The sequence below is a fragment of the Kribbibacterium absianum genome, from assembly GCF_030067705.1.
GTDB classification, from domain to species: Bacteria; Actinomycetota; Coriobacteriia; order Coriobacteriales; family Atopobiaceae; genus Kribbibacterium; species Kribbibacterium absianum.
The window spans coordinates 152,539-174,232 of the sequence record NZ_JASJEX010000003.1 but is presented as its reverse complement, the minus strand read 5'-3'; the positions used below and the strand labels follow the sequence as shown (position 1 = coordinate 174,232).

16 protein-coding genes are annotated in these 21,694 nt (G+C 69.3%); 9 read left to right on the top strand and 7 right to left on the bottom strand.

The window, feature by feature from the left end:
• Window positions 1-54: 54 nt before the first annotated feature.
• The 6 genes from QJ043_RS06515 to QJ043_RS06490 all read right to left on the bottom strand — a co-directional run bounded on the left by QJ043_RS06515 (window position 55) and on the right by QJ043_RS06490 (window position 8,968).
• Entirely contained in the window at window positions 55-2,538 is a 2,484-nt protein-coding gene (locus tag QJ043_RS06515; protein WP_283712852.1) for an ATP-dependent helicase, read from the bottom strand.
• A gap of 119 nt (window positions 2,539-2,657) precedes the next feature.
• Window positions 2,658-5,090, bottom strand: a complete 2,433-nt coding sequence (locus QJ043_RS06510) for a homocysteine S-methyltransferase family protein (protein ID WP_283712851.1) — start codon at window positions 5,088-5,090, stop codon at window positions 2,658-2,660.
• Window positions 5,077-5,799: a vitamin B12 dependent-methionine synthase activation domain-containing protein gene (locus tag QJ043_RS06505; RefSeq protein ID WP_283712850.1), complete on the bottom strand. Its 723-nt coding sequence runs from the start codon at window positions 5,797-5,799 to the stop codon at window positions 5,077-5,079. Before QJ043_RS06505 ends, QJ043_RS06510 begins: the two co-directional genes overlap by 14 nt.
• 109 nt (window positions 5,800-5,908) lie before the next feature.
• Window positions 5,909-6,766, bottom strand: a complete 858-nt coding sequence (locus QJ043_RS06500; RefSeq protein ID WP_283712849.1) for a methylenetetrahydrofolate reductase — start codon at window positions 6,764-6,766, stop codon at window positions 5,909-5,911.
• 128 nt (window positions 6,767-6,894) lie between these two features.
• Window positions 6,895-7,857, bottom strand: a complete 963-nt coding sequence (locus QJ043_RS06495; RefSeq protein WP_283712848.1) for a DMT family transporter — start codon at window positions 7,855-7,857, stop codon at window positions 6,895-6,897.
• Between the two features lie 163 nt (window positions 7,858-8,020).
• The gene (locus QJ043_RS06490; protein WP_283712847.1) at window positions 8,021-8,968 is read right to left on the bottom strand and encodes an undecaprenyl-diphosphate phosphatase; all 948 of its coding nucleotides are present in this window, start codon (window positions 8,966-8,968) and stop codon (window positions 8,021-8,023) included.
• A gap of 198 nt (window positions 8,969-9,166) precedes the next feature.
• Between QJ043_RS06490 and QJ043_RS06485 the strand changes: the two genes are divergently transcribed.
• From QJ043_RS06485 to QJ043_RS06445, 9 genes are all read left to right on the top strand, one after another.
• Window positions 9,167-9,613, top strand: a complete 447-nt coding sequence (locus QJ043_RS06485) for a universal stress protein (protein WP_283712846.1) — start codon at window positions 9,167-9,169, stop codon at window positions 9,611-9,613.
• A 326-nt stretch (window positions 9,614-9,939) separates the two neighbouring features.
• Window positions 9,940-11,043, top strand: a complete 1,104-nt coding sequence (locus QJ043_RS06480) for a coiled-coil domain-containing protein (RefSeq protein WP_283712845.1) — start codon at window positions 9,940-9,942, stop codon at window positions 11,041-11,043.
• Window positions 11,044-11,122: 79 nt separating this feature from the next.
• A complete protein-coding gene (locus tag QJ043_RS06475) occupies window positions 11,123-12,082 on the top strand; it encodes a DMT family transporter (RefSeq protein WP_283712844.1) in 960 nt (319 codons plus the stop codon).
• A 144-nt stretch (window positions 12,083-12,226) separates the two neighbouring features.
• Window positions 12,227-15,145 (top strand): insulinase family protein, encoded by a 2,919-nt coding sequence (locus tag QJ043_RS06470; RefSeq protein WP_283712843.1) that lies wholly within the window; start codon window positions 12,227-12,229, stop codon window positions 15,143-15,145.
• A 23-nt stretch (window positions 15,146-15,168) separates the two neighbouring features.
• Complete coding sequence (locus QJ043_RS06465; protein WP_283712842.1) at window positions 15,169-16,518, top strand: 2-hydroxyacyl-CoA dehydratase subunit D; 1,350 nt, start codon at window positions 15,169-15,171, stop codon at window positions 16,516-16,518.
• Window positions 16,519-18,393 (top strand): acyl-CoA dehydratase activase, encoded by a 1,875-nt coding sequence (locus QJ043_RS06460; protein WP_283712841.1) that lies wholly within the window; start codon window positions 16,519-16,521, stop codon window positions 18,391-18,393.
• A 166-nt stretch (window positions 18,394-18,559) separates the two neighbouring features.
• Window positions 18,560-19,399, top strand: a complete 840-nt coding sequence (locus tag QJ043_RS06455) for a tyrosine-protein phosphatase (RefSeq protein WP_283712840.1) — start codon at window positions 18,560-18,562, stop codon at window positions 19,397-19,399.
• Between the two features lie 129 nt (window positions 19,400-19,528).
• Window positions 19,529-19,897: a YxeA family protein gene (locus QJ043_RS06450; protein WP_283712839.1), complete on the top strand. Its 369-nt coding sequence runs from the start codon at window positions 19,529-19,531 to the stop codon at window positions 19,895-19,897.
• 83 nt (window positions 19,898-19,980) lie between these two features.
• Window positions 19,981-20,553 (top strand): GNAT family N-acetyltransferase, encoded by a 573-nt coding sequence (locus tag QJ043_RS06445; RefSeq protein WP_283712838.1) that lies wholly within the window; start codon window positions 19,981-19,983, stop codon window positions 20,551-20,553.
• Between the two features lie 361 nt (window positions 20,554-20,914).
• Here QJ043_RS06445 and QJ043_RS06440 read toward each other — a convergent pair whose 3' ends face one another.
• Complete coding sequence (locus QJ043_RS06440; protein ID WP_283712837.1) at window positions 20,915-21,691, bottom strand: IclR family transcriptional regulator; 777 nt, start codon at window positions 21,689-21,691, stop codon at window positions 20,915-20,917.
• Window positions 21,692-21,694: the final 3 nt, after the last annotated feature.

Genomic DNA, 21,694 nt, shown 5'->3' with positions numbered 1-21,694 from the left:
GTCCTTTCTGGTTGCGCGGGGCGGCGAGGAGGCGCAGCGCCCCCACGGCAGTGGTTAGTTCGCGATCTTCACAATGGGCGCGAAGCCCTTCATGAGCTTCTTGGTCTGCCCGGACTTGGAGAAGCGCACCTCGATCACGTCGCCCTCGGCGGCGAGCACGACGCCCGCGCCGAAGGTCTTGTGGCTCACGCGGTCGCCCGCCTGGAACGTCTCGGCGGCCTTCTTCTCGTCCTTGCGGACGGCGCTCGCAGGCCGCGCGGCCACGGAGCCGCCGGTGGAGCGGGTGCGGCTGCCAAAGACCGCGCCGCCGTACATGTCGCTCCCCTGCCCCGAGCCGTAGGTGCCGCGCCGGTCGCCGCGCTTCTCCCAACCGGTGCCTCCGAAGCCCGCGGACCCCACGCCCACGAGCCGGATGTCGGACTCGGGGATCTCGTTGACGAAGCGGCTGCGCGGGTTGGCCTGCGTGGAGCCATAGGTGCGGCGCGTGGCGGCATAGGTGAGATAGAGGCGCTGACGGGCGCGGGTGATTGCCACGTAGGCCAGGCGGCGCTCCTCCTCGAGCTTCGCGGGGTCCGCGTCATAGGTGAGGTTGGGGAAGAGCCCCTCCTCGAGGCCTGCCACGAAGACGACGGGGAACTCGAGGCCCTTGGCGGAGTGGATGGTCATCATCGTGACGGCGCTCGTCTGGCCGGAGAGGCTGTCGAGGTCGCTGCGAAGGGCGAGCCACTCCATGAAGGCGGGGAGCATCGCGCTGGCGACCGGCTCGACGGCCGCGGCCTCCTTGGGCACAACCGGAGCCGGAACGTCCAGGTCCGAGAAGAACGACAGCTGCCCCACCTCGTCCGGGTCCTGGGCCGGGGGCTCCTCGAGAAGCCCTAGCTCCTCGGCCTCCTGTGCCTCGTTCGCGTCGAGCGCGCCCGCCTCGCGCAGCTGGGCCAGGCTCTCGAGCGTGGCGGCGACGTCGTCGTGGTCCTCGGCGAACTCGGAGGCGATGAGCAGGAACTCCTTGATGTTCTCGGCGCGGCTCGCCGCCTCGACCGTGCTCTCGGCCTCGAGCGCGGTGAGGATGCCGCTCTTCTCGATGATCATCTCCACCACGCGGGAGAGCTCGCCGTCGTAGGCCCGGGCCTCGAGGATGCCGCTCGTCCAGGCGGCCAGGGCGTTCCGAACCTTGGGGCTCAAGAGGCCGGCCTCGGCGACGCAGGCCTGCGCCGCCTCGAAGAACGACAGGCCGTTCCTCGCGGCGTAGGCCTGAATCTTCTTGACGGACGTCGCGCCGATGCCGCGCCTCGGGACGTTGACCACGCGCAGGGCGGAGACGTCGTCGGCCGGGTTCACGACGAGCTTGAGGTAGGCCATCACGTCGCGGATCTCCGCGCGGTCGAAGAAGCGCGTGCCGCCGGCGATCTTGTAGGGCACGCCGGCGCGGAGGAACATGTCCTCCAAGACGCGGCTCTGCGCATTGGTGCGGTAGAAGACCGCCATGTCGTTGTAGCTCGTGCCCTGGGTGTGGAGCTTCTCGCACTCGGCGGCGATCCACCGGCCCTCGTCGCGCTCGTCGGAGGCCTGGTAGGCGTGAATCGGCTCGCCCTGCCCCTCCTCGGTGAAGAGCCGTTTGGGCTTGCGCTTGGAGTTGTTGGCCACGACGGCGTTGGCCGCCGCAAGGATGTGCCCGGTGGAGCGGTAGTTCTGCTGCAGCTTGACCACCTTGGCCGCGGGGTAGTCGTGCTCGAAGTCCAGGATGTTCTGGATGTCCGCGCCGCGCCAGGAGTAGATGGACTGGTCGTCGTCCCCCACCACCATCAGGTTCTGGTGCTTCTGGGCCAGGAGGTTCGTGATCTTGTACTGCACGTGGTTGGTGTCCTGGTACTCGTCCACGGAGATCTGGAGGAAGCGGTCCTGGTACCGCGCGAGCACCTCCGGGTGCCTCTCGAACAGCGCGAGCGTGTTGACGAGCAGGTCGTCGAAGTCCATGGCGTTGGCCCGGAGCAGGCGCCGCTCCAGCTCAGCGTAGACGCGGGCGGCCTTCTCCGTGGGCGGGTCGCTCGCCTGGCCCGCCATCTCCTCCGGCGAGACGAGCGCGTTCTTCGCGGCCGATATCTTGGACCGGACCATGTTGAGCGGGAACTGCTTGGGGTCGATGTCGAGGTCCGCCATGATGGCCTTGACCAGGCGCTTCGAGTCGTCGTCGTCGTAGATGGAGAAGTTGGGGCGGTAGCCGAGCAGCTCGGCGTCCTCGCGCAGGATGCGCACGCCCATCGCGTGGAACGTGCAGACCCACATGCCACGGGTGCCCCCGGGGAGCAGCGTGCCGAGGCGCTCGCGCATCTCGGCGGCGGCCTTGTTGGTGAAGGTGATCGCGAGCACCTGCCAGGGGCGCACGCCCTCGTCGCCGATCATATGGGCGATGCGGTGCGTGAGCACCCGCGTCTTGCCGGAGCCCGCGCCCGCCAGCACCAAAAGGGGCCCTTCCGTGCAGAGCACCGCCTCACGTTGCGCAGGGTTGAGGGACGCAAGGTCGACGACGCTCTCAGGCATGGGGCTCCTCTCGGGTCGGCAGGGTGTCTCAGTGTAGCAGCGCGACCCGAGGGGGATCAGACGCCCGTGCAGCTCGCATCGTCCCTTGTCAATGAGTTAAAACCCGACGAGCCTCGGACTCATCGACGGTCCTCGAGGAGACGGGCCGACTCGGCGGCGTCCTTGGCGTACGCGTCGGCGCCGATCTGCTCCGCCAGCTCGGGGGTCAGCACGGCGCCACCCACAAAGACGAAGGCGTCGGGCACCTCACGGTGCAGCAGCTCCACCGTCTCCGCCATCGCGGGCACCGTGGTGGTCATGAGCGCCGAGAGGCCCACCGTCGTGACCCCCGTGTCGCGCACGGCGGCGAGCACGGCCTCGGGCGCGACGTCCCGGCCGAGGTCCGTCACGGCGAACCCGCGGTTGGCGAGCAGCATGCCGACGATGTTCTTGCCGATGTCGTGCACGTCGCCCTTGACGGTGGCGAGGATCACGGAGCCCTTGCCCGGGGTCTCGTCGGGCGGCGTCGCGGCCTTGATGAGGTCGAAGCCGGCACCGGATGCCTCTGCGGCGGCCATGAGCTGCGGCAGGAAGAAGGTCTTGGCCTCGAACCGGCGCCCAGCCTCGTCGAGGGCCGGGATCAGTGTGGCGTCGGCGACGGCACCGGGGTCCCAGGCCTCGAGGAGCCGGGCCACGCCGGCTGCCACCGGGTTCTTGCGGCCGCGAAGGATCATGTCCTGGACCCAGAGGGCGACAGCGTCCGGCTCGTCGGGCATCGCGGCGTCCGGCTGCTCGACCTTGGCCGCCCGGACCGGCGCCTGTGCGGCGACGTCGTTCGCGTGGCGCTCGATCCAGTCCGCAAGGCCCACGTCCTGGCCGGTCAGGGCGCGGTGGGCGTCGAGGGCGTTGGCCATCTCGGGGACGAGCGGGTCCACGATGGGCAGCGTCAGGCCGCAGGCCAGCGCCTCGAGCAGGAACGACGCGTTGACGAGCCGTCGCGACGGCAGCCCGAAGGAGATGTTGCTCACGCCGAGCGCCGCCTGGACCGGCAGCTCGCGGCGCACACGGGAGAGCGCGTCGAGCACCGGGCGCGCACGGTCCGGGCTCGCCGAGATCGTCATCGTGAGGCAGTCCACGGCCACGTCCTGGGCCGGGATGCCGGCGGCCTCGATCCTCTCCACCAGCCGGTGCGCGATGGCGACGCGCGCATCGGCCGTGGCCGGCACGCCGTCGTCGTCGATACAGAGCGCGATGAGCGCCGCCCCGTAGCGGGCGGCCACCGGCAGCACGCTGGCGACAGACTCGCTCGAAAGGTTCACGGAGTTGATGAGCGGCTTGCCGGTGTAACAGCGGCAGGCCCGCTCGAGCGCGACCGGGTCGCTCGAATCCAGCACGAGCGGCACATCGCACACCGCCTGGATGGCCTTGACGGCGGACTCGAGCAGCGCGGGCTCGTCGGCACCGGGGACGCCGCAGTTGACGTCGAGCAGCTGGGCCCCTGCGGCCGCCTGGGCCTCGGCCTCGTCCAGGACGCAGTCCAGGTCGCCGGCGGCGAGGGCCTCCCGGAACGCCTTGCGGCCGGTGGGGTTGATGCGCTCCCCCACCACGGCGATGTCCGTGCCACGCTCGGGCAGCGTCACCACACGGTCCGCAGACGCCACCGAGAAGACGGGCACGCGCGCGGGCGCCGCAGGCGCGCAGCCCTCGAGCAGCTCGCGCACCTGTGCGATGTGCGCGTCCGTCGCGCCGCAGCAGCCGCCGATGATCGTGGCGCCGGCATCGACGAGCTGGGCCACGCCGGCAGCGTAGGCAGACGCGTCGAGGTCGTACACGGTCCGGCCGTCCACCGTGCGGGGAAGGCCGGCGTTGGCCTGGGCCATGAGCGGCACCCGGGTGTAGGGGGCCATCGCACGGAGTGCGGCGGCGACGCCGTCCGGGCCCTGGGAGCAGTTGACGCCGACCGCCGCGACGCCGAGCGAGGACAACGTGACCGCCGCGGCCTCCGGGGTGACGCCGAGGAACGTGCGGCCGTCGTCGCCGAAGGTCATCGTCGCCAAGACGGGCAGGTCGCACGCCGCGCGCACCGCAAGCAACGCGGTCTTCAGCTCGAGCAGGTCGCCGAACGTCTCGAGCACCACGAGGTCGGCGCCCGAGCAGGCGACGGCCGCCGCCTGCTCGCGGAAGACCTCCTCGCACTCGTCGAGCGTCATCGGCCCGAAGGGCTCGAGCAGCGCCCCCGTGGGCCCGATGTCCGCAGCCACGAGCGGCGCGCCGGCCTGCCGTGCCACCTCCACGGCGCGCCGGTAGGTGGTGCGCACGTCGAGGTCCCCCGGCAGCTTGCGGCGATTGGCGCCAAAGGTGTTGGTGGTGGCGACGTGGGCCCCGGCCGCCGCATAGGCCTCGTGCACACTGGCCACGACCTCGGGCCGCTCGAACAGGAGGCGCTCCGGCTCCTCGCCGGCCGCCAGCCCGCGCGCCTGCAGCATCGTTCCCATGGCGCCATCGAAGAGGAGGAACCCCTCGCCTCGGAGGGCGGCGTCGAGAGCCGCGCGGGCGGATTCAGTGCTCGGCATGGGTGTCTCGCTTTCTCCAACAGGGCGTGCCGGCCGCGCGGAGCGAGCAGGCGTCGCGAATGGAGCAGTCGTCGCAGCGGCTGCGAACAGAGTCGTTGGGCGCGGCGTCGGCCGAAAAGAGGCCCACGACCGCTGTCACGCTCTTCATGGGCACCATGAGCAGGTGGTCGGTGAGCGTGACGCCCACGGTGCGCTCCGCGTCGAGGGCCGCGAGCACGGCCGGCTGCACCGCGAGGGGAAGGTCGCCATAGCCGGGGCTGAAACGCCAGCCGGTGACGAGGCCCTGCTCGGCGGCGAAGGCGGCCACCTCGGCCCCTGCGGCGTCGGCCGCGAGTTCCACGGCGTCGATGCCGCAGGCGTCCCAGACGAGCGCGGCCACCGGCTCGCGCCGCTGGAGCGTCCGGGTCTTGAGGTCCGGCGTCGAGCCCGCAGTGGCGCAGAGCAGCGCCGCCTGCGTGGCACCGGACAGGTGCTCGGCGATCGAGGCGCCCGGAAGGGTGACGCCGGACCCCGCGAGCCCGATGCCGTCGCCCGCGTGCTCGACGGGCCAGGTCTCCCAGACCCACCGGCACTGGATCTGCTCGGCGGCCTGGGCGCGCACGGACTCGATGCGCGCGGCCAGCTCGTCGTCCACCGCCTGGCCGCAATGGCCGAGGTACCGGAGCACCTCGCCCTCACGCGCCTCGAAACGTCCGTGTCCTCGCTGCACGATGTCTCCCCTCCGACGGAACGCGCACGGGACGCACGTGTCCGGCACCTCTGTCCCTGGCCGCCGGGTGGGACGCACGTGTCCGGCACCTGCCTCCCCGGCCCGTGCCCTACGCCCCCGCCAGCGCCTCCATGGCCGCTTGTGCCACGGACGGGCGGTTCATGATGTACACGTGCAGCCCGTCGACGCCGTGGCGCTTCAGATCCACGAGCTGGTCGCAGGCGTACTCGATGCCGGCCTTGCGAAGCGACACCGGGTCGTCCTCGTAGCGGGCCAACAGCTTGATCACCTTGCTCGGCAGACTCGCGCCGCACATGAAGATCATGCGGCTGACCTGCGACTTCGAGAGGAACGGCATCACCCCGTAGGAAATGGGGACCCGGATGCCCGCCTTCTCCGCCTTGTCCTGGAAGCGATAGGCCACCTCGTTGTCAAAGAAGAGCTGCGTCACGAGGAACTCCGCACCGGCGTCCTGCTTCTCGCGCACGTGTTTGACGTCCTCGTCCAGGTCCAGGCAGCCCACGTGTCCCTCGGGATAGGCGGCCGCCCCCACGCAGAGGCCCTGCTCGGCCAAGAGCGGAATGAGGTCGGACGCGTGGGCAAGGTCGCCCTGCTCGCCGGGCACGGGGTCGCCGCGGAGCGCCAGCACGTTCACGACGCCCGCGTCCTTGAGCGTCTGGGCCACACCGGCCACCTGCTCGCGCGGAAGGCCCTGGCAGGTAAGGTGGGCCACCGCCGTGACGCCGTAGTCGCGCTGGATGAGGGACGCGACGTCGCAGGTGGCGCGCTTGTTGCCGGAGCCGCCCGCCGAGTACGTCACCGAGATGTAGGCGGGGTCGAGCGGCGCCAGCCGGCTCGCCAGCGTGACGGCGTCCTCTTGGGCCAGGTCGCCCTTGGGCGGGAAGACCTCGAAGGAGACGGGCTGCGTGCGCTCCTGATGCACCTGCGTGACGGTCTTGGCGGTCATGGGGCCTCCCCCAACGAATCGGCGCGGCTCGATAACAACCGATAAGAAAGGCGAGGGTACCAGTCCCGTGTTACCGGGACGGGTCGGACGATGCCGCGCCGTCCCGAAGCGTGCGAACCCGCTGCCGGTTACGCCCCGCGCCGCGCCTTCTCGGGGCGGTCCACCAGCCAGATCCCCAGGCAGATGAGCACCAGCGCGAACACTCCGCGCAGACCGAAGGGGTCGCCCTCGTCGCCGAGCGTCACGAGCGCGATGGTCACCCCAAAGAACGGCTGGGTGAACGAGAACGCGACCACCGAGCTCACGGGGTGGCGCGTCAGCAGCACCGACCAGAGCGAGTACGCGACCGAGGACACGAACACCAGCCACAACAGCACCGTGAGCGCCGGTACGCCGTCGAGCCGGATGGAGCCGCCCATCGCGGCGCCAATGAGCCAGAGCACCGCGCCGCCCATCGCGAACTGCGTGCCCGCCAAAAGCACCGGGTCCCAGGTGCTGCCGTAGTCGGCCGTCATCACCGACGCGACGGCCGCGAAGACGGTGCCGCAGACGAGGATCCCCTCCCCCTGCCACGTGAAGCCCACTTGTCCGCCCCAGTTGAACAGCGCCAGGCCCGCGACGCCGATGAGCGAGCCGGCCACCTTGCGGGTGGTCAGGCGCTCGCTATGGAACAGGCAGGCCGAGACCACGAGCGCCACGAACACCTCGAAGCCTTGGATCAACGAGGTGGAGACGCCCGTCGCATGCGCGATGCCCAGGTAGTAGCAAAAGTACTGGCCCACGGTCCAGAAGAGGCAGATCCGGAAGGCCTCCCACAGCTCGCGAGCCGTGTACCTCGGCAGGCGCCGCTCGCACACGGACCAGAACGCGATGATGGCCACGCCCGAGAGCAAGAACCGAACGCCCGCGAAGACCAGCTGGCCGGCCGGGTCGTTCTCCGCGATGCCGAGGATCGCGTACCCGCCGCGCGTGACCGATATGGCGCTCCCCCACAGAAGGTTGCAGAACAGGGCCGCGGCCACGAGGCCCCCGGTGGTGGAGAGGAACGGACGCCCAGCGCGCAGGGCTGGCTTCTCGGGAATATCGGGCACGAACGGCTCCTTGGGGACGGCGCGGCAACCGCACCATTGTAGGGAGCGCCGCCGGTTGCAGGGGCGTCGCCGGTCTCGCGAGAAACGTCCCCGGCCCGCAAGTGCCGCATAAAGAAAACGGCCCCGTGCCCCAAGGACACGAGGCCGGACGCACCGCGAGGGTCTAGCGCACCAGCAGGAAGTACGCGATGACCACGACGCCGAGGACGATGCGGTACCAACCGAAGGGCTTGAAGTCGTGACGGCGGATGAAGTCCAGCAGGAACTTGATCACGACGATCGACACCGCGAACGCCACGGCGCAGCCAATGGCGAGCACCCAGCCCTCGGTGGCCGTGATCGCGTTGCCGCCGAGGAAGAACTTCACAAGGCGAAGCCCGCTCGCGCCGAGCATCACGGGGATCGCCAGGTAGAACGTGAACTCCGCGGCCACCTTGCGCGTGCAGCCCAAAAGCAGGCCACCGATGATGGTGGAGCCGGAGCGGCTCGTGCCCGGCACAAGCGACAGCACCTGGAAGCAGCCGATGCCCACCGCGCGCTTCATGTCCAGCTCGGCGATGGACTGGATGGGCTGGTCCTCGTCGGCCAGCTCCGCCACCGTCTGGCCGACGAGCAGCTCGCCGCCGTCACCGGCCGTGCGCATGTGCCGCGGCGCGTGCGCGTGGGCGCGCTCCTCGGCGATCGCGATGGCCTTACGCTCGCGGACGTTCTCGATCACGATGAACGCGACACCGTACACGATGAGCGCGGCCGCGATCACGAAGGGGCTCGAGAGGTGCTCCTCCATCCAGTTGTCGAGCGGCAGGCCGATCACTGCGGCCGGGATGCAGGCCACGACGATCTTGCCCCACAGGCCCCAGGTGGCGTGCCGGCCCTCGGCGCCCTTGCTCGGCGAGAACGGGTTGAGCTCGCGGAAGTACAGCACCACGACGGCGAGGATCGCGCCCAGCTGGATCACGACGAGGAACGTGTTCCAGAAGGCCTCGCTCACATCGAGCTTCATGAACTGGTCCAGCAGCAGCAGGTGGCCGGTGGACGAGACGGGCAGCCACTCGGTGACGCCCTCCACGATGCCGTAGACCGCGGCCTTGATCATCTCGATCAGGTTCACAAGAGTCCCCTCTTCAACAAAACTGCAATCACATGGGGTGTGCGCGCCCGGAGCCACTATGAACGCGCGACGGCACGGGTGCCCCATATCCACGGGAACTCCCGCAAGCTGGCGAGCCCGCCGACGCCCACGCGGCTTGCCGCTAGAATCGTTTCAGCGACACGCCCGGCACAGCCGGGCGCAATCAAAGGAGAAGGAATGAGCACGTACCAAAACCTTGGTTACAAGAAGGTCTTCGTGTCCCTGGACGGGTCCGAGCAGATGCCCGAGGTCCTCGACCGGGCCATCACCGTTGCCGCCAACAACGGCGCCGAGCTCGTGGTGGGCCACATCGTCGACACCGCCTCGCTGGACGGCGCCCCCATGCCCGAGGGCTACTTCGAGGAGCGCGAGCAGAAGTTCCTCGACGCCGTGACCCCGCAGCTGGACGCCGCCCGCGCCCTCGACGACATCCCCGAGGTCACGGTCCTCATCGAGGCCGGCCGCATCCGCGAGACCCTCAAAGAGAAGCTCGTGGACGTCGTGAAGCCGGACATCGTGATCTGCGGCGCCCGCGGCCTTTCCAACATCAAGTACGCGCTGCTCGGGTCCATCTCCACGTTCCTCGTGCGCAACTGCGACTGCGACGTGCTCGTGGTCAAGTAGCGCGACCTGCACGCCCAGCACGCCCCGGCCGCCGTCCGGCGGGCTTTTTTGTGCCGCCGGACCGCAGCTCACAGTCCAAAAACGAGGCCGAGCGCGACCGAGGTTCCCGGGTTCAGCCCTCTGGAGAGTGTTTGGAGCGCCCCGAGAACGGCACTGGCCGGACCTAGACTGGTGTGCGCATTTGCTGAACCGTCCCTGTCGCATGGCTTGAAGACCGGCCGCACGGGGTACACGACGGCCGCGTCCGGGCCGTCCTTCCGGGCCTTTTTCGGGTGTCTCGTCCCCGCCAGGCCAGAGCCCCGTCAAAAGGAGCGTCCGTGCGTCCGATGCGTTCTGTTCTCACCCTCGCCTTGACCGGCCTGCTGGCCTTCGGCGCGATGCCCGTCTCGGCCTTCGCCGACACCGAGGAGAGCCTGGACGAGCTCCAGGCGAAGGTGGAGCAGTCGGGCGCGACCTACGACGAGGCCTGCTCCGCGCTGGACGCCCTCAACGGGCAGATCCAGGAGAACCAGGACGCGATCGACAAGGTGCAGGCCGAGCTGCCCGGCCAGCGCGAGAAGGCGGCGGCCGCGATCAGCGCCGACTACAAGATGCAGCAGAACACGCCGGGGATCGTGGAGCTGATCCTCTCGTCCACGGACTTCAACGAGTTCCTCAGCACCATCCGCTACCTCAACGCGGTGCAGGGCCAGAACGCCGACGCCACGACACGGCTCGTGGAGCTGGAGGACGAGCTCACCCGCAACCAGCAGGAGCTGGAGCAGAAGCAGGCCGAGGCGGAGCGCCAGAAGGACGCCGCCGAGACCGCGCTGGCCGAGGCACAGGCGGCCCGCGAGGAGGCCCAGAAGAAGGCCGAGGAGCAGGCCAGGGCCGAGGCTGCGGCCGCCGCTGCCGCCGTCGCCGCCGAGAAGGCCGCAGCTGAGAAGGCGGCCGCCGAGAAGACCGCAGCCGCCACGGCCACAGAGACGACCGCCGCGGACGCCAGCCCGCAGGCACCGGTGAACCAGCCGGCGTCCAGCACCACGGTCCCGTCGGCCTCCACGCCCTCCTCGGTGAACTGGTCGACAGACAAGACGGCCTTCGTGAACCAGTGGGCGCCCCGCATCGACGCGTACCTGGCAGGCTCGCCGATGGCGGGCACCGGCCGGACCTTCGCCGAGGCCGCCTGGGACTACGGGGTCGACCCGCGCTGGTCGCCGGCCATCGCCTATGTGGAGAGCTCCAAGGGCGCCGTGTGCTTCAAGCCGTACAACGCCTGGGGCTGGGGCTCCGCGAGCTGGGGCAGCTGGGACGAGGCGATCCGCGCCCACGTGGCCGGCCTCGCCCGCGGGTACGGCTCGACGCTGACCTACGAGGCGGCCAAGAAGTACTGCCCGCCCAACGCCGACCACTGGTACAGCACCTGCCTGTCCCAGATGGAGCTCATCTAGGGCCGTCCGAACCCGAGGTTTTGTGAATCCCGGGACGCCCCGCTAGGATGCGGGGCGTCCCGTTTTTGTTGGAGGAACCGTGTCCCAAGAGCAAACGACCGAGCAACCCATCGCAGACCCCGGCGAGCCCCTGCGGGAGCCGGGCGCCTCGCCGGCGCAAGAGAGGTCGCTCGTGCGGCGCGGCGTGGCGTACACGCTCATCGGTGGCGCGTTCTGGGGCCTCTCCGGCACCTGCTCGGGCGTGCTCATGGACACGTTCGGCATCCAGCCCCTATGGCTCGTCTGCGTGCGCATGTTCTTCGCGGGCATCCTGCTCTGCCTGCTCGCCGAGTTCCAGCAACGGGGCAGCGTGCGCAACGTCTTCCGCGGCAGGCGCATCGTGGCCCAGATGCTCGTCACCACGTTCTGCGGCCTCATGCTCAACTCCATCGCGTACCTCTCCTGCATCCACGCGACGGACTCCGGCACCGCCACGATCCTCCAGTCGCTCAACATCCCGATCATCCTGTTCTGGGTGTGCCTGCGCGCGAGGCGCCTGCCTCGGGGCAAGGAGTGGATCGGCCTCGTGCTGGCGCTGGTGGGCGTCGTGCTCATCGCCACGCACGGCGACCTGTCGAGCCTGCACATGAGCCCCGAGGGGCTGGCCTGGGGGCTGGTCTGCGCGACGGGCGCGGCCGTCGCCGGGGTGGGCAACCGTCGCGTGCTGGCCGAGAAGGGCTCCGTGCCGGTGATGGGCGTCGAGATGCTCATGATCGGCATCGCGATGGGCCTCGTGCTGCAGCCCTGGACCCAGTGGCCGGCCTTTGACGCCAGCGGCTGGGGGCTCTTCGCGTTCACGATCATCTGCGGGTCCGCGGCGGCGTTCGGGCTGTTCTACGCCGGCCTGCGCATCCTCGGCGCCTACCGGGCGAACCTGCTCGGCACAATCGAGCCGGTCACGGCCTGCGTGGCGTCGGTGGTGTGGCTCGGCGTCGCGTTCTCGCCGGCCGAGGTCGTCGGCTTCGTCGCGATTCTGATCATGGTCGTGATAACGGGCTGATCAGCGCCGGTGAGACGATGTCGGGTGAGACGATCTCGTCTCTTTGCACTGTCTCATGTGTCCCACGGCACCCCTTAAAAGCTGCTTCTCTCCTAGTTCGCTACCATGCTTTAGCGACAAACGAACCGCGAGAAGGGCTCATCCATGGCGGATTTCTCGAACCTCCTCACCCCTGGCGACCAGCTCAACGGCTTCACGGTGGTCTCGGCCGAACCCCTCCCCGAGGTGGAGGGATGGGCCTACGTGCTCGACCACCCCGCGACCGGGGCGCAGCTGCTGTGGCTCGCCAACGCCGACGACAACCGCGCCTACGCGATCAGCTTCAAGACCCCGCCGGCGGACGACACGGGCGTCTTCCACATCCTCGAGCACTCGGTGCTCGACGGCTCGGACAAGTACCCGGTCAAGGAGCCCTTCGTCAACCTGCTCAAGACCAGCATGCAGACGTTCCTCAACGCCCTCACGTTCCCGGACAAGACCATGTACCCCGTGGCCTCGACCAACGTCCAGGACCTCGAGAACCTGATGGACGTCTATCTGGACGCCGTGCTGCACCCGGCCCTCTACCACCGCGAGCGCATCTTCGAGCAGGAGGGCTGGCACTACGAGCTCGAGTCCGCCGAGGCCCCGCTCACCACGAACGGCGTCGTCCTCAACGAGATGAAGGGCGCCCTCTCGGACCCCGAGGACGTGCTCTTCATGCACGTGAAGCGCCGGCTCTTCCCGGACACCGCCTACGCCTTTGAGTCCGGCGGCAACCCGAGCGCGATCCCCACCCTCACCTACGAGGGCTACTGCGACACCCACGCGCGCCACTACAACCTGGCCAACTCCAAGTCCGTGCTCTACGGCGACCTCGACATCCGTCGCGAGACGGCGTTCCTCAACGAGCGGTTCTCGAACGAGACCGACCGCAACGCCGGCGCCCCGAACGTCCTCGACCTGCAGGCGCCGGTGCGCCCCGAGCCCGCCACCGTGCAGCTCGCCACCGCGCCCGAGAACGCGTGCGTCGGCATCGGCTACGTCTTCGGCACCTGGGCCGACCGCGAGCAGGTGCTCGCCGCGGACATCCTGCTCGACGCGCTCATGGGCTCCAACGAGGCCCCGCTCAAACGCGCCCTGCTCGACGCGGGCCTCGGCGACGACGTCTCGGCCTACCTCATGGATGGGCTGGCGCAGCCCTTCGTGCTCTTCGAGGTGCGGGGCGCCCAGCCCGGCGTCGGCGAACGGTTCCAGCAGGTCATCGAGGCCACGTGCGCGGAGCTCGTGGCCGACGGGCTGCCGGTCGACCGCCTCGAGGCCTCGCTCGCCCAGGCGGAGTTCAACCTGCGCGAGAACGACATGGGCTACCCGGACGGCGTGGCCTACGCGATGATGGCGATGAACGGCTGGCTCTACTCGGACGACGCGCCCACGCTCTACCTCAAGTACGAGGACGACTTCCGCGACCTGTCCGACTCCATGGGCCTTGGCGTCTTCGAGAAGCTCCTCGACAGGATGGTCGTGCACAACGACCACCACGCCCTCGTGACGCTGGAGCCGGTCGAGGGCACCGGGACCGCGCAAGAGGCCGCCGACCTCGCGAAGGTCAAGGAGGCCCTCACCGACGAGCAGCTCACGGCCATCATGGCCGAGCAGGCCGCCCTCAAGGCCGAGCAGGCCGCGCCGGACAGGCCCGAGGACGTGGCGAGGCTGCCCCACCTCACGGTCGCGGACATCGACGACGGCCCCTCTGAGCCGACGAGCCGCACCGTGGACGCCCCGTACCCATGCACCGTCTATGACATCGACACACACCGGATCGACTACTGCTACCTGTACTTCGACCTCCGGCGCGTGGGCTGGGCGGAGCTGCCGTACGTCTCGGTGCTCGTGACCCTCCTCGGCAAGCTGGACACCCACCGGCACACGGCCGCCGAGCTGGACACCCTGATCGAGGCCAACCTTGGCTCCTTCTCCACCTTCATCGAGACCTATAACGACGCCGACGACCCGCTCAACACCGTGAAGCCCAAGCTCGTGGTGGCGGCGGCGTCGCTGTCCGAGAAGGTCGACATGCTCGCGACGCTGCCGGCCGAGGTCTGCCGCGAGACGCTCTTCGGCGACACGGACCGCATCAAGGCCATCCTCACCCAACAGCGCGTGGCGCTCGAGCAGAGCTTCGTCAACGCCGGCCACACGCTTGCGATGAGCCGCTGCTGCGCGGGCTTCTCGAAGACCGCGCTGCTCTCGCAGCAGACGTCGGGCATCGACTACTACCGCTTCCTTGTGAAGCTGCTCGACCGCTGGGACCGTCGCGCCACCGGCACCTGCGAGCTGCTCCGCAACCTGTGCGGGCGCATCTTCAAGGGTGACGACGTGGAGATGAGCTTCGCGGGCGCGCCGGGCGACGTCGAGCGGTACTGGCAGGTGGCCGGCGACCTCGGCCTCGAGCGGGACGGCCATGCCACCAAGGACCAGCTGGAGGTGCCGACGCCCCGGCCGGTCAAGGAGGCCTTCACCGTGCCGTCGCAGGTGTGCTATGTGGCCGAGGGCGCCGCAGGCCAGCTCCTGACCCACCCGACGGTCTACGACGGATCGTGGCTCGTCGCCGCGAAGGCCCTCGGTTATGGGTACCTCTGGAATGAGGTGCGCGTGCTCGGCGGAGCGTACGGGGCCGGGTTCTCCTGCTCGTCCGCGCCGCTGCTCACGTACTACTCCTACCGTGACCCCGCGGTGGACCCGACGCTCGAGCGCTATGCCAGGGCCGGCCAGTGGCTGGAGGCCTGGACGCCCACGGACGAGGACCTCGAGGGCTACATCGTCTCGACGGTGGCCGCCCTCGACGCGCCCGTGAAGCCCCGCGCGCTGATGCGGCGCCAGGACACGCTGCGCCTGGCCGGCCGTCCCGCCGGCTGGCGCCAGACGATCCGCGCGCAGGTGCTCGCCGCCACGGTGGACTCCGTGCGCGCGCTCGCGCCGTCCCTCGCGGACGTGCCGGCCGCCGGCGCCGTGTGCGTGGTGGGAGGCGCCGACATCGTGGCCGCGTCCAACGCCGGGCTCACGGTGCAGGAGCTGCTGTAGGAACCGCCGCGAAAGGAGGGCTCGTGGCCCGCACCGTCAAGTGCGACGACGAGAAGCTCGGCATCAAGATCCTCGACACCTGGGCCGAGGCGATCGACAACGTGATGGAGGAGCGCCCGGACATCACCGCGTTCTGGCTGCTCAAGGCGTTCCAGGTGAAGCGTGCCCAGACCGTCGTGCTGCCGGACCGCAAGACCCTGCCGAGCGCCCGGCTCGCATCGCGCCTGGCCCTCGAGTCCGTGACCGACGCCCTCGAGCACCCCGACGACGTGGTCCTCACCTCGATCTTCCTGCCCAACGAGCTGTTCCAGGCCATGGGGCTCTACCCGCTTATGGCCGAGGCCCTGGCGAACTTCGTCACCGGCGCCCACGCGGAGCCCTCCTTTGTGCAGGCGGCCGAGCAGAACGGCGTGCCCGAGACCTACTGCTCCTTCCACAAGGTGCTGCTCGGCGGCGCGTTCGCGGGCGTCATCGAGCCGGTGCGCTTCATCGCGAACTGCTCGGTGGCCTGCGACGCCAACAACATCTCGTTCAAGCTGTTGGCCCGGAGGTTCGGCTGCCCTCACGTTTATGTCGACGTGCCGCCCGAGTACTCGGAGGAGAGCTGCTCCTACGTGGCCGGCCAGCTGGAGGCGCTCGGCACACAGCTGCAGGAGGCCTACGGGCGCGCGCTGGACCCGGACCTGCTCGTCGAGCACGTGGCCCGCTCCCAGCGCACCCTCAAGAACCTCGTGCGCACGCTGCCGCTGCGCCCGACCCGGTTCATCAAGAACGGCATGGGCCTCGAGATGCAGCACGCCCTCGCCTTCCACGCGCTGCTCGGCACCGAGGACGTGGAGCACCTGTCCAAGCTCATGCTCCGCGACTACCGCGAGGCCGACGGCTATGACGGTCTCAACCTCCTGTGGTCCGCGACGGCGCCGTTCTTCTCGTCGCCGCTCCAGCGGGTCCTCGACTCCAACACCTCGCAGCAGATCGTCGCGAGCGACATGTGCTTCGACCAGGTCTCCTTCGAGCCGTGGGCCCACGAACCCGACGAGCCCTACCTGGCCATGGCCGAGCGCCTGATCAAGAACGCCTACAACGGCGGCGCCGAGCGCCGCGCCGAGCAGCTGCGCCGCGTGGCCGAGCGCTGCGACGCCGACGGGTGCGTGGTCTTCTGCCACTGGGGCTGCAAGGAGACGATGGGCGCGTCGCAGATCATCCGGCAGACGCTCGAAGCGGAGGGCCGGCCGGTGCTCGTGCTCGACGGGGACGGCTGCAACCGCGCGAACTTCCCGGACGGCCAGGCCGCCACGCGGCTCGAGGCGTTTCTCGAGATGCTCGAGGCGGAGCGCGCCGAGAAGCCCGACAACGACGAGGAGGTCGCCTAGATGGAGGAGCCCCGCACCCCCGCGCCACGGCGCACGAAGGCGGCGGTCGCCCCGTCCCGCTCCCGCGACGTGCACACCTACGACTTCTCGGCAGGCCCCACCAACGCCGAGGTGCAGGCGCGCCAGCAGCGCACCGTGATCCACTACCCCTGCAAGTACGTGCCGGTGGAGCTGCTCCGCGGCTTCGGCGCGACCCTGGTGCCGGTGGACTTCGAGGCGGAGTCCTTTGAGGACGCGGACCGGCTCGCGCACCCCAACCTCTGCGGCTACGGCAAGTCGCTCATCGCCTACGCGCTCAAGCCCGAGGTGCGCTGCCTCGTGCTGACCAGCTGCTGCGACGTGATGCGCCGCGCGTACGACGTGCTGGCCGCGCAGGGGTGCCTCGACTTCCTGTGGCTCGTGGACCTGCCGCACCTCCTGGGCCCTGCGGAGGACGCGCGCTTCCGAGAGGAGCTCGAGCGGCTCGCGGACGCATGGGCCGCGTTCTCGGGCGAGGCGTTCGATGTGGGACGCGCCATCGCGGCCTTCTCGCCGAAGGTGCCGCGGTCCGACGAGCGCGTGACGCTGCTCGGCGCCCATGGCCCGAAGTCGCTGCTCACAGCCACAGAAGAGGCCTTCGAGGTGCCGGTGGAGAACCTCACCTGCACGGGCGGACGCTTTGTGGCCTCTCCCCCGCCGGACCTGGGACGCGCGCCCCAGAGGGCGTGCCACCTGGAGTGCGACGCCTCCGCGCCCGAGACGTCGGCGCGGGAGCGCTTCTTGGACTGGTACGCGCCGGCGCTGCTCCACCAGATGCCGTGCCTCCGCATGGCGGACGTCCGGGCGCGCGAGACCCAGGTGGGCACGCCGGGCCAGACGGGCATCGTGTACCACACGATGAAGTTCTGCGACTACTACGGGTTCGAGTACCTGCAGCTGGCGGCGGAGTCGCCGGTGCCGGTGCTCAAGGTGGAGACCGACGGGACCGCCCAGAGCGCAGGGCAGCTGCGCACCCGGTTGAAGGCTTTTGACGAGACATTGGCAGGGAACGTGGAGACGCACCTTTTCAAGCGCGGCAAACGCGCCGACAACGAGGCCGAGACGGACGTCGAGAAGGCCGTGTACGTGCTGGGCGTGGACTCCGGGTCCACGTCGACGGACGCGGTGATCCTCGACGCCGACGGGCAGAGGGTCGCGAGCGCGATCGTCCCCACCGGCTCCAAGGCCACGGAGAGCGCCCGGAAGGCGATCGACACGGTGCTCGGGGACGCGGGGCTCGAGCGCGAGGACATCACGCTGGCCGTGGCCACCGGCTACGGGCGCGAGGGGATCCCCGACATGGACACGAGCATCACCGAGATCACGTGCCATGCCCGTGGCGCCCACGAGCTGGCACCCGAGGTGCGGACGATCATCGACATCGGCGGCCAGGACTCCAAGGTGATCGTGCTGGACGACGCCGGCAACGTGGCGAACTTCGTGATGAACGACAAGTGCGCGGCCGGCACCGGGCGGTTCCTCGAGATGATGGCCCGCACGCTGGAGATGCCGCTCGACCAGTTCTGCGCGGCCGGGCTCCAGTGGAAGAAGGACGTGAAGATCAGCTCCATGTGCACGGTGTTCGCGGAGAGCGAGGTGGTCTCGCTCGTGGCCGACGACACGCCGGTGGCCGACATCATCCACGGCCTCGACAACTCCGTGGCGTCGAAGATCAAGAGCCTGGCCAAGCGCGTGAAGGCGACCGGGCCCTACCTGATGACCGGCGGCGTCGCGAACAACGAGGGCGTGGTGACGGCGCTCGGCGAGGCGCTCGGCGCCGACGTGGCCACGCACGAGGACTCGCAGCTGTGCGGAGCCCTGGGGGCGGCGCTGCTGGGCCTGGAGAGCCTGCGCTGACGCGGACGCTTCGGAGAGAGCCATTTGTCCACGGTTGGACGCTTCGGAGAGAGCCATTTGTCCACGCTCCAGCCGGCGACAGCGTGGACAATTGGCTTTGACGCAAGCGTCCACGCTCGGGGTACGAACCGACGGTGTGCACCCCCGCCCGGAAGGAAGGACCCTTGTGGAGACCGCGGACAAGAAGACCGGCATCACCGTGAGACCCCAGCTGCCCGAGGCCGTCCCCGGCTTCAAGGACTTCGGCCACGTGCCGCTCAAGAGCGTGCACAACTGCCGCGACCTCGGCGGCATGCCGGCCGCCGATGGCAAGCACATCAGGCCGGGGCGCCTGCTGCGCTCCGCGTCCCTGCACGCTATGACACCCGAGGACGCCAACGCTCTGCTCGACGAGCATGCGCTCGTCGAGGTGGTTGACTTCCGCATGTCCGGCGAAGTGGACCGGGCCCTCGACAAGGTGGGCGAGCTGCCGTTCGTCACGTACCGTTTCCTGCCGGTCCTCCCCGAGCATCGCGACACGGCCGAACCGCCCCAGCCCCGCCCCGGCATCGATGCGTTCTCGATGATGGAGACCGTGTACCGCACGTTCGTGACGAGCCGCGAGGGCATCACGGCATACACGGAGTTCCTCAACGGCCTCCTGGAGCGCGAGACCGGCGCCACGCTCTGGCACTGCACCCAGGGCAAGGATCGCACGGGCACGGGCGCCATGCTCGTGGAGCACGCGCTCGGCGTGTCGGAGGAGAACATCCGGCGCGACTACTTGGCCACGAACCTCTTCGCGGACGACATGATGGACGAGCTGGCCAAATTGCTCGAGCACGTGCCGCTCATGGACAAGGCCGCCGACCAAGCCGGCGCCGCGCTGTTCGCGTACCCGCGCTACCTGGACACGGAGCTGAGCGCCATCAAGGAGGGATGGGGCTCGGTGGACGCCTACCTGGACCAGGCGCTGGACTTCGGCCCGGACAAGCGGGCCCGGCTGCGGGAGCTGTACCTCGCGTAAGGACGACGCGCGGGACCCCGTTGCCTGAATGATGCTTACGGTTCTGTGCGTCCCCCGTAAGGGACGATATCGGCTGCCAAGAAGAGCCTCCCCGACCATGGGGTCACACCCACGACCGAGGAGGCCTCCATGAAAAAAGGAACCAAAGCCGTCATCGTTGCCGTCATCGTGGCGGGAGCGGCCGCGCTCGCCCTCTGGGGCTGGCGCAGCGGCGCGCTCATCTCTGGCACGTGGTACGTGCGCGTGGACAGCCGGGCGATGACCGAGAAGCACGGGCGCGACGGCGTCGTGGACTTCTCGGGCAGCGAACCGTATCAATACGAGCTGCCCGCTGCGAACGCCGACGGCCTGCGAACCACGGTGCACTTCGGCGCAGCCAAGCAGTTGAGCAACGGCGCCTATCTCAAGCTGGAGGTACAGCCCGTCCGCGGCGTCGTGAGCTGGGAAGAGGTGGCCGAGAGCGCACTGCCCCCGAAGGTGCGAACCGCATTGGCATAGCCGGCGCAACAGATCGGGCCCTTCGATGGGACAATGGGCTCCGGCACCGTTGTCCCGCTTTCGCACCCGTTTGGAGCAACCCCATGGACTACCGCACCGACGTCATTCTCAAGGACGGCACACCGTGCACCATCCGAACCGGCACGGCCGACGACGCGGCCCAGATGCGGGAGGAGCTGCTCGTGGAGCTGGCCGAGACCGAGTTCCTCCGCAGCTACCCGGACGAGATGAAGCTCGACGTGCAGCAGGAGGCCGAGTGGCTCGACGGCCGCGCAACGGACCCGCGCGCCGTCGAGCTCGTGGCCGTGGTCGACGGCGCGATACTCGGCCACTCGGGCATCTGGCCGGTGGACACCGCCGACAAGGAGCGGCACCGAGCGGAGTTCGGCATCAGCATCGGACGGCGCGCCTGGGACAACGGCCTTGGGCGGGCGCTCGCGGAGGCAGCGCTCGAGTGCGCCCGCCAGGTCGGCTACCGGCAGCTGGAGCTTGAAGTGGTGGCCGAGAACGAGCGGGCCCGCGCGCTGTACCAAAAGGTCGGCTTCCGCGAGCACGGGCGCGTCCCGCGCGGCTTCCACACGCGCGACGGCCGCGACCACGACCTCATTCTGATGTGGTTGCCGCTCGACACAGAGGCCCCTGCTGCATATGTATAATAGTTTTTGAATCACCTACGAAGTGCTGCACCCCCAAAGCGCTCGAACCGACGCAACATGCGCGCGTTCGAGCGCTTTGGGGGTGCGTTACGACGCTATCCGACAAACGTTTGATGCGTTGATACATACGGCGCCGTCCGCCGGCATAGACCCCCACCTTTTTCATCCGCGTTGGGCGCCATTCCATGCAAAACCGCCGTTTGTACGGGGGCGGTGCACAAACCGCACCCCATGGGGCACCGGCCTGGGGGCATCCAGCACGGGACGCCGCACGCGAAGTGAACAGGCGGGGCGCCGCCCCGAGGGTCGCGACAACGGGGACACTCTCCAGGGCGGGCGCGCCGGAGCGCCCCGCCGGATTCTAGAGCGTGTCTGTCAGCTCCTTCTGCGCGGCGCGAAGCGCTTCCAGGATGCGTCCGCGCTTCTCAACGCTCATCCGGTAACTCGGCGTCGAAACGCTCATACCGTATGCCACGTGCCCGTCTCGTGAGATCGGCACCGCAATGCACTCCACATCTGGGAGCACCTCGCCGGGGTCCTCGGCAAAGCCCAGCTCTCGCACGCGCTCCAGCTGCGCGTCCAGCTCCGCGCGCGTCCGCGTGGTCATCGGGGTGTGCGCCTCGAACTCCCGCGGAAGGATCCGGTCCAGTTCTTCGGACGTCTTGTCAGAGAGCAGCGCCTTTCCCACGGCGGTGCAGTGCAGCGGCATCAAGCGCCCGACGTCCGTCACCAGCTGCACCGAGGCCGGCGAGTCCACTTTCGCCACATAGAGCGCCTGCGACCCATCGAGCACCCCCAGCTGACAGGTCTCACCGCAAGAGTCCACCACGCCTCGCATCACGGCCTCGATGCGCGCGAGGTCGTCGCTCGTGCGCTCGTAGGTGCGTCCTGCCAGATAGGCCCGCATTCCGATCCTGTAGCGCCCAGTGCCGACGTCAAACCGCAAAAAGCCCGTGTCGCGCATCGTATGGAGGATCGGCGAGAGCGTGCCCTTGGGAATCCCAAGCCGTCCGCCGATCTGCGCCATCGTAAGGCCGTCGTCCTCGGTGGTCAAAAGCTCGATCACCGTCAGCACGCGCAGCGTCGCCTTGTGGGCGGTCGGTAGGTCCCCATGCTTCAGTATCGTTTCAGAAACCATTTC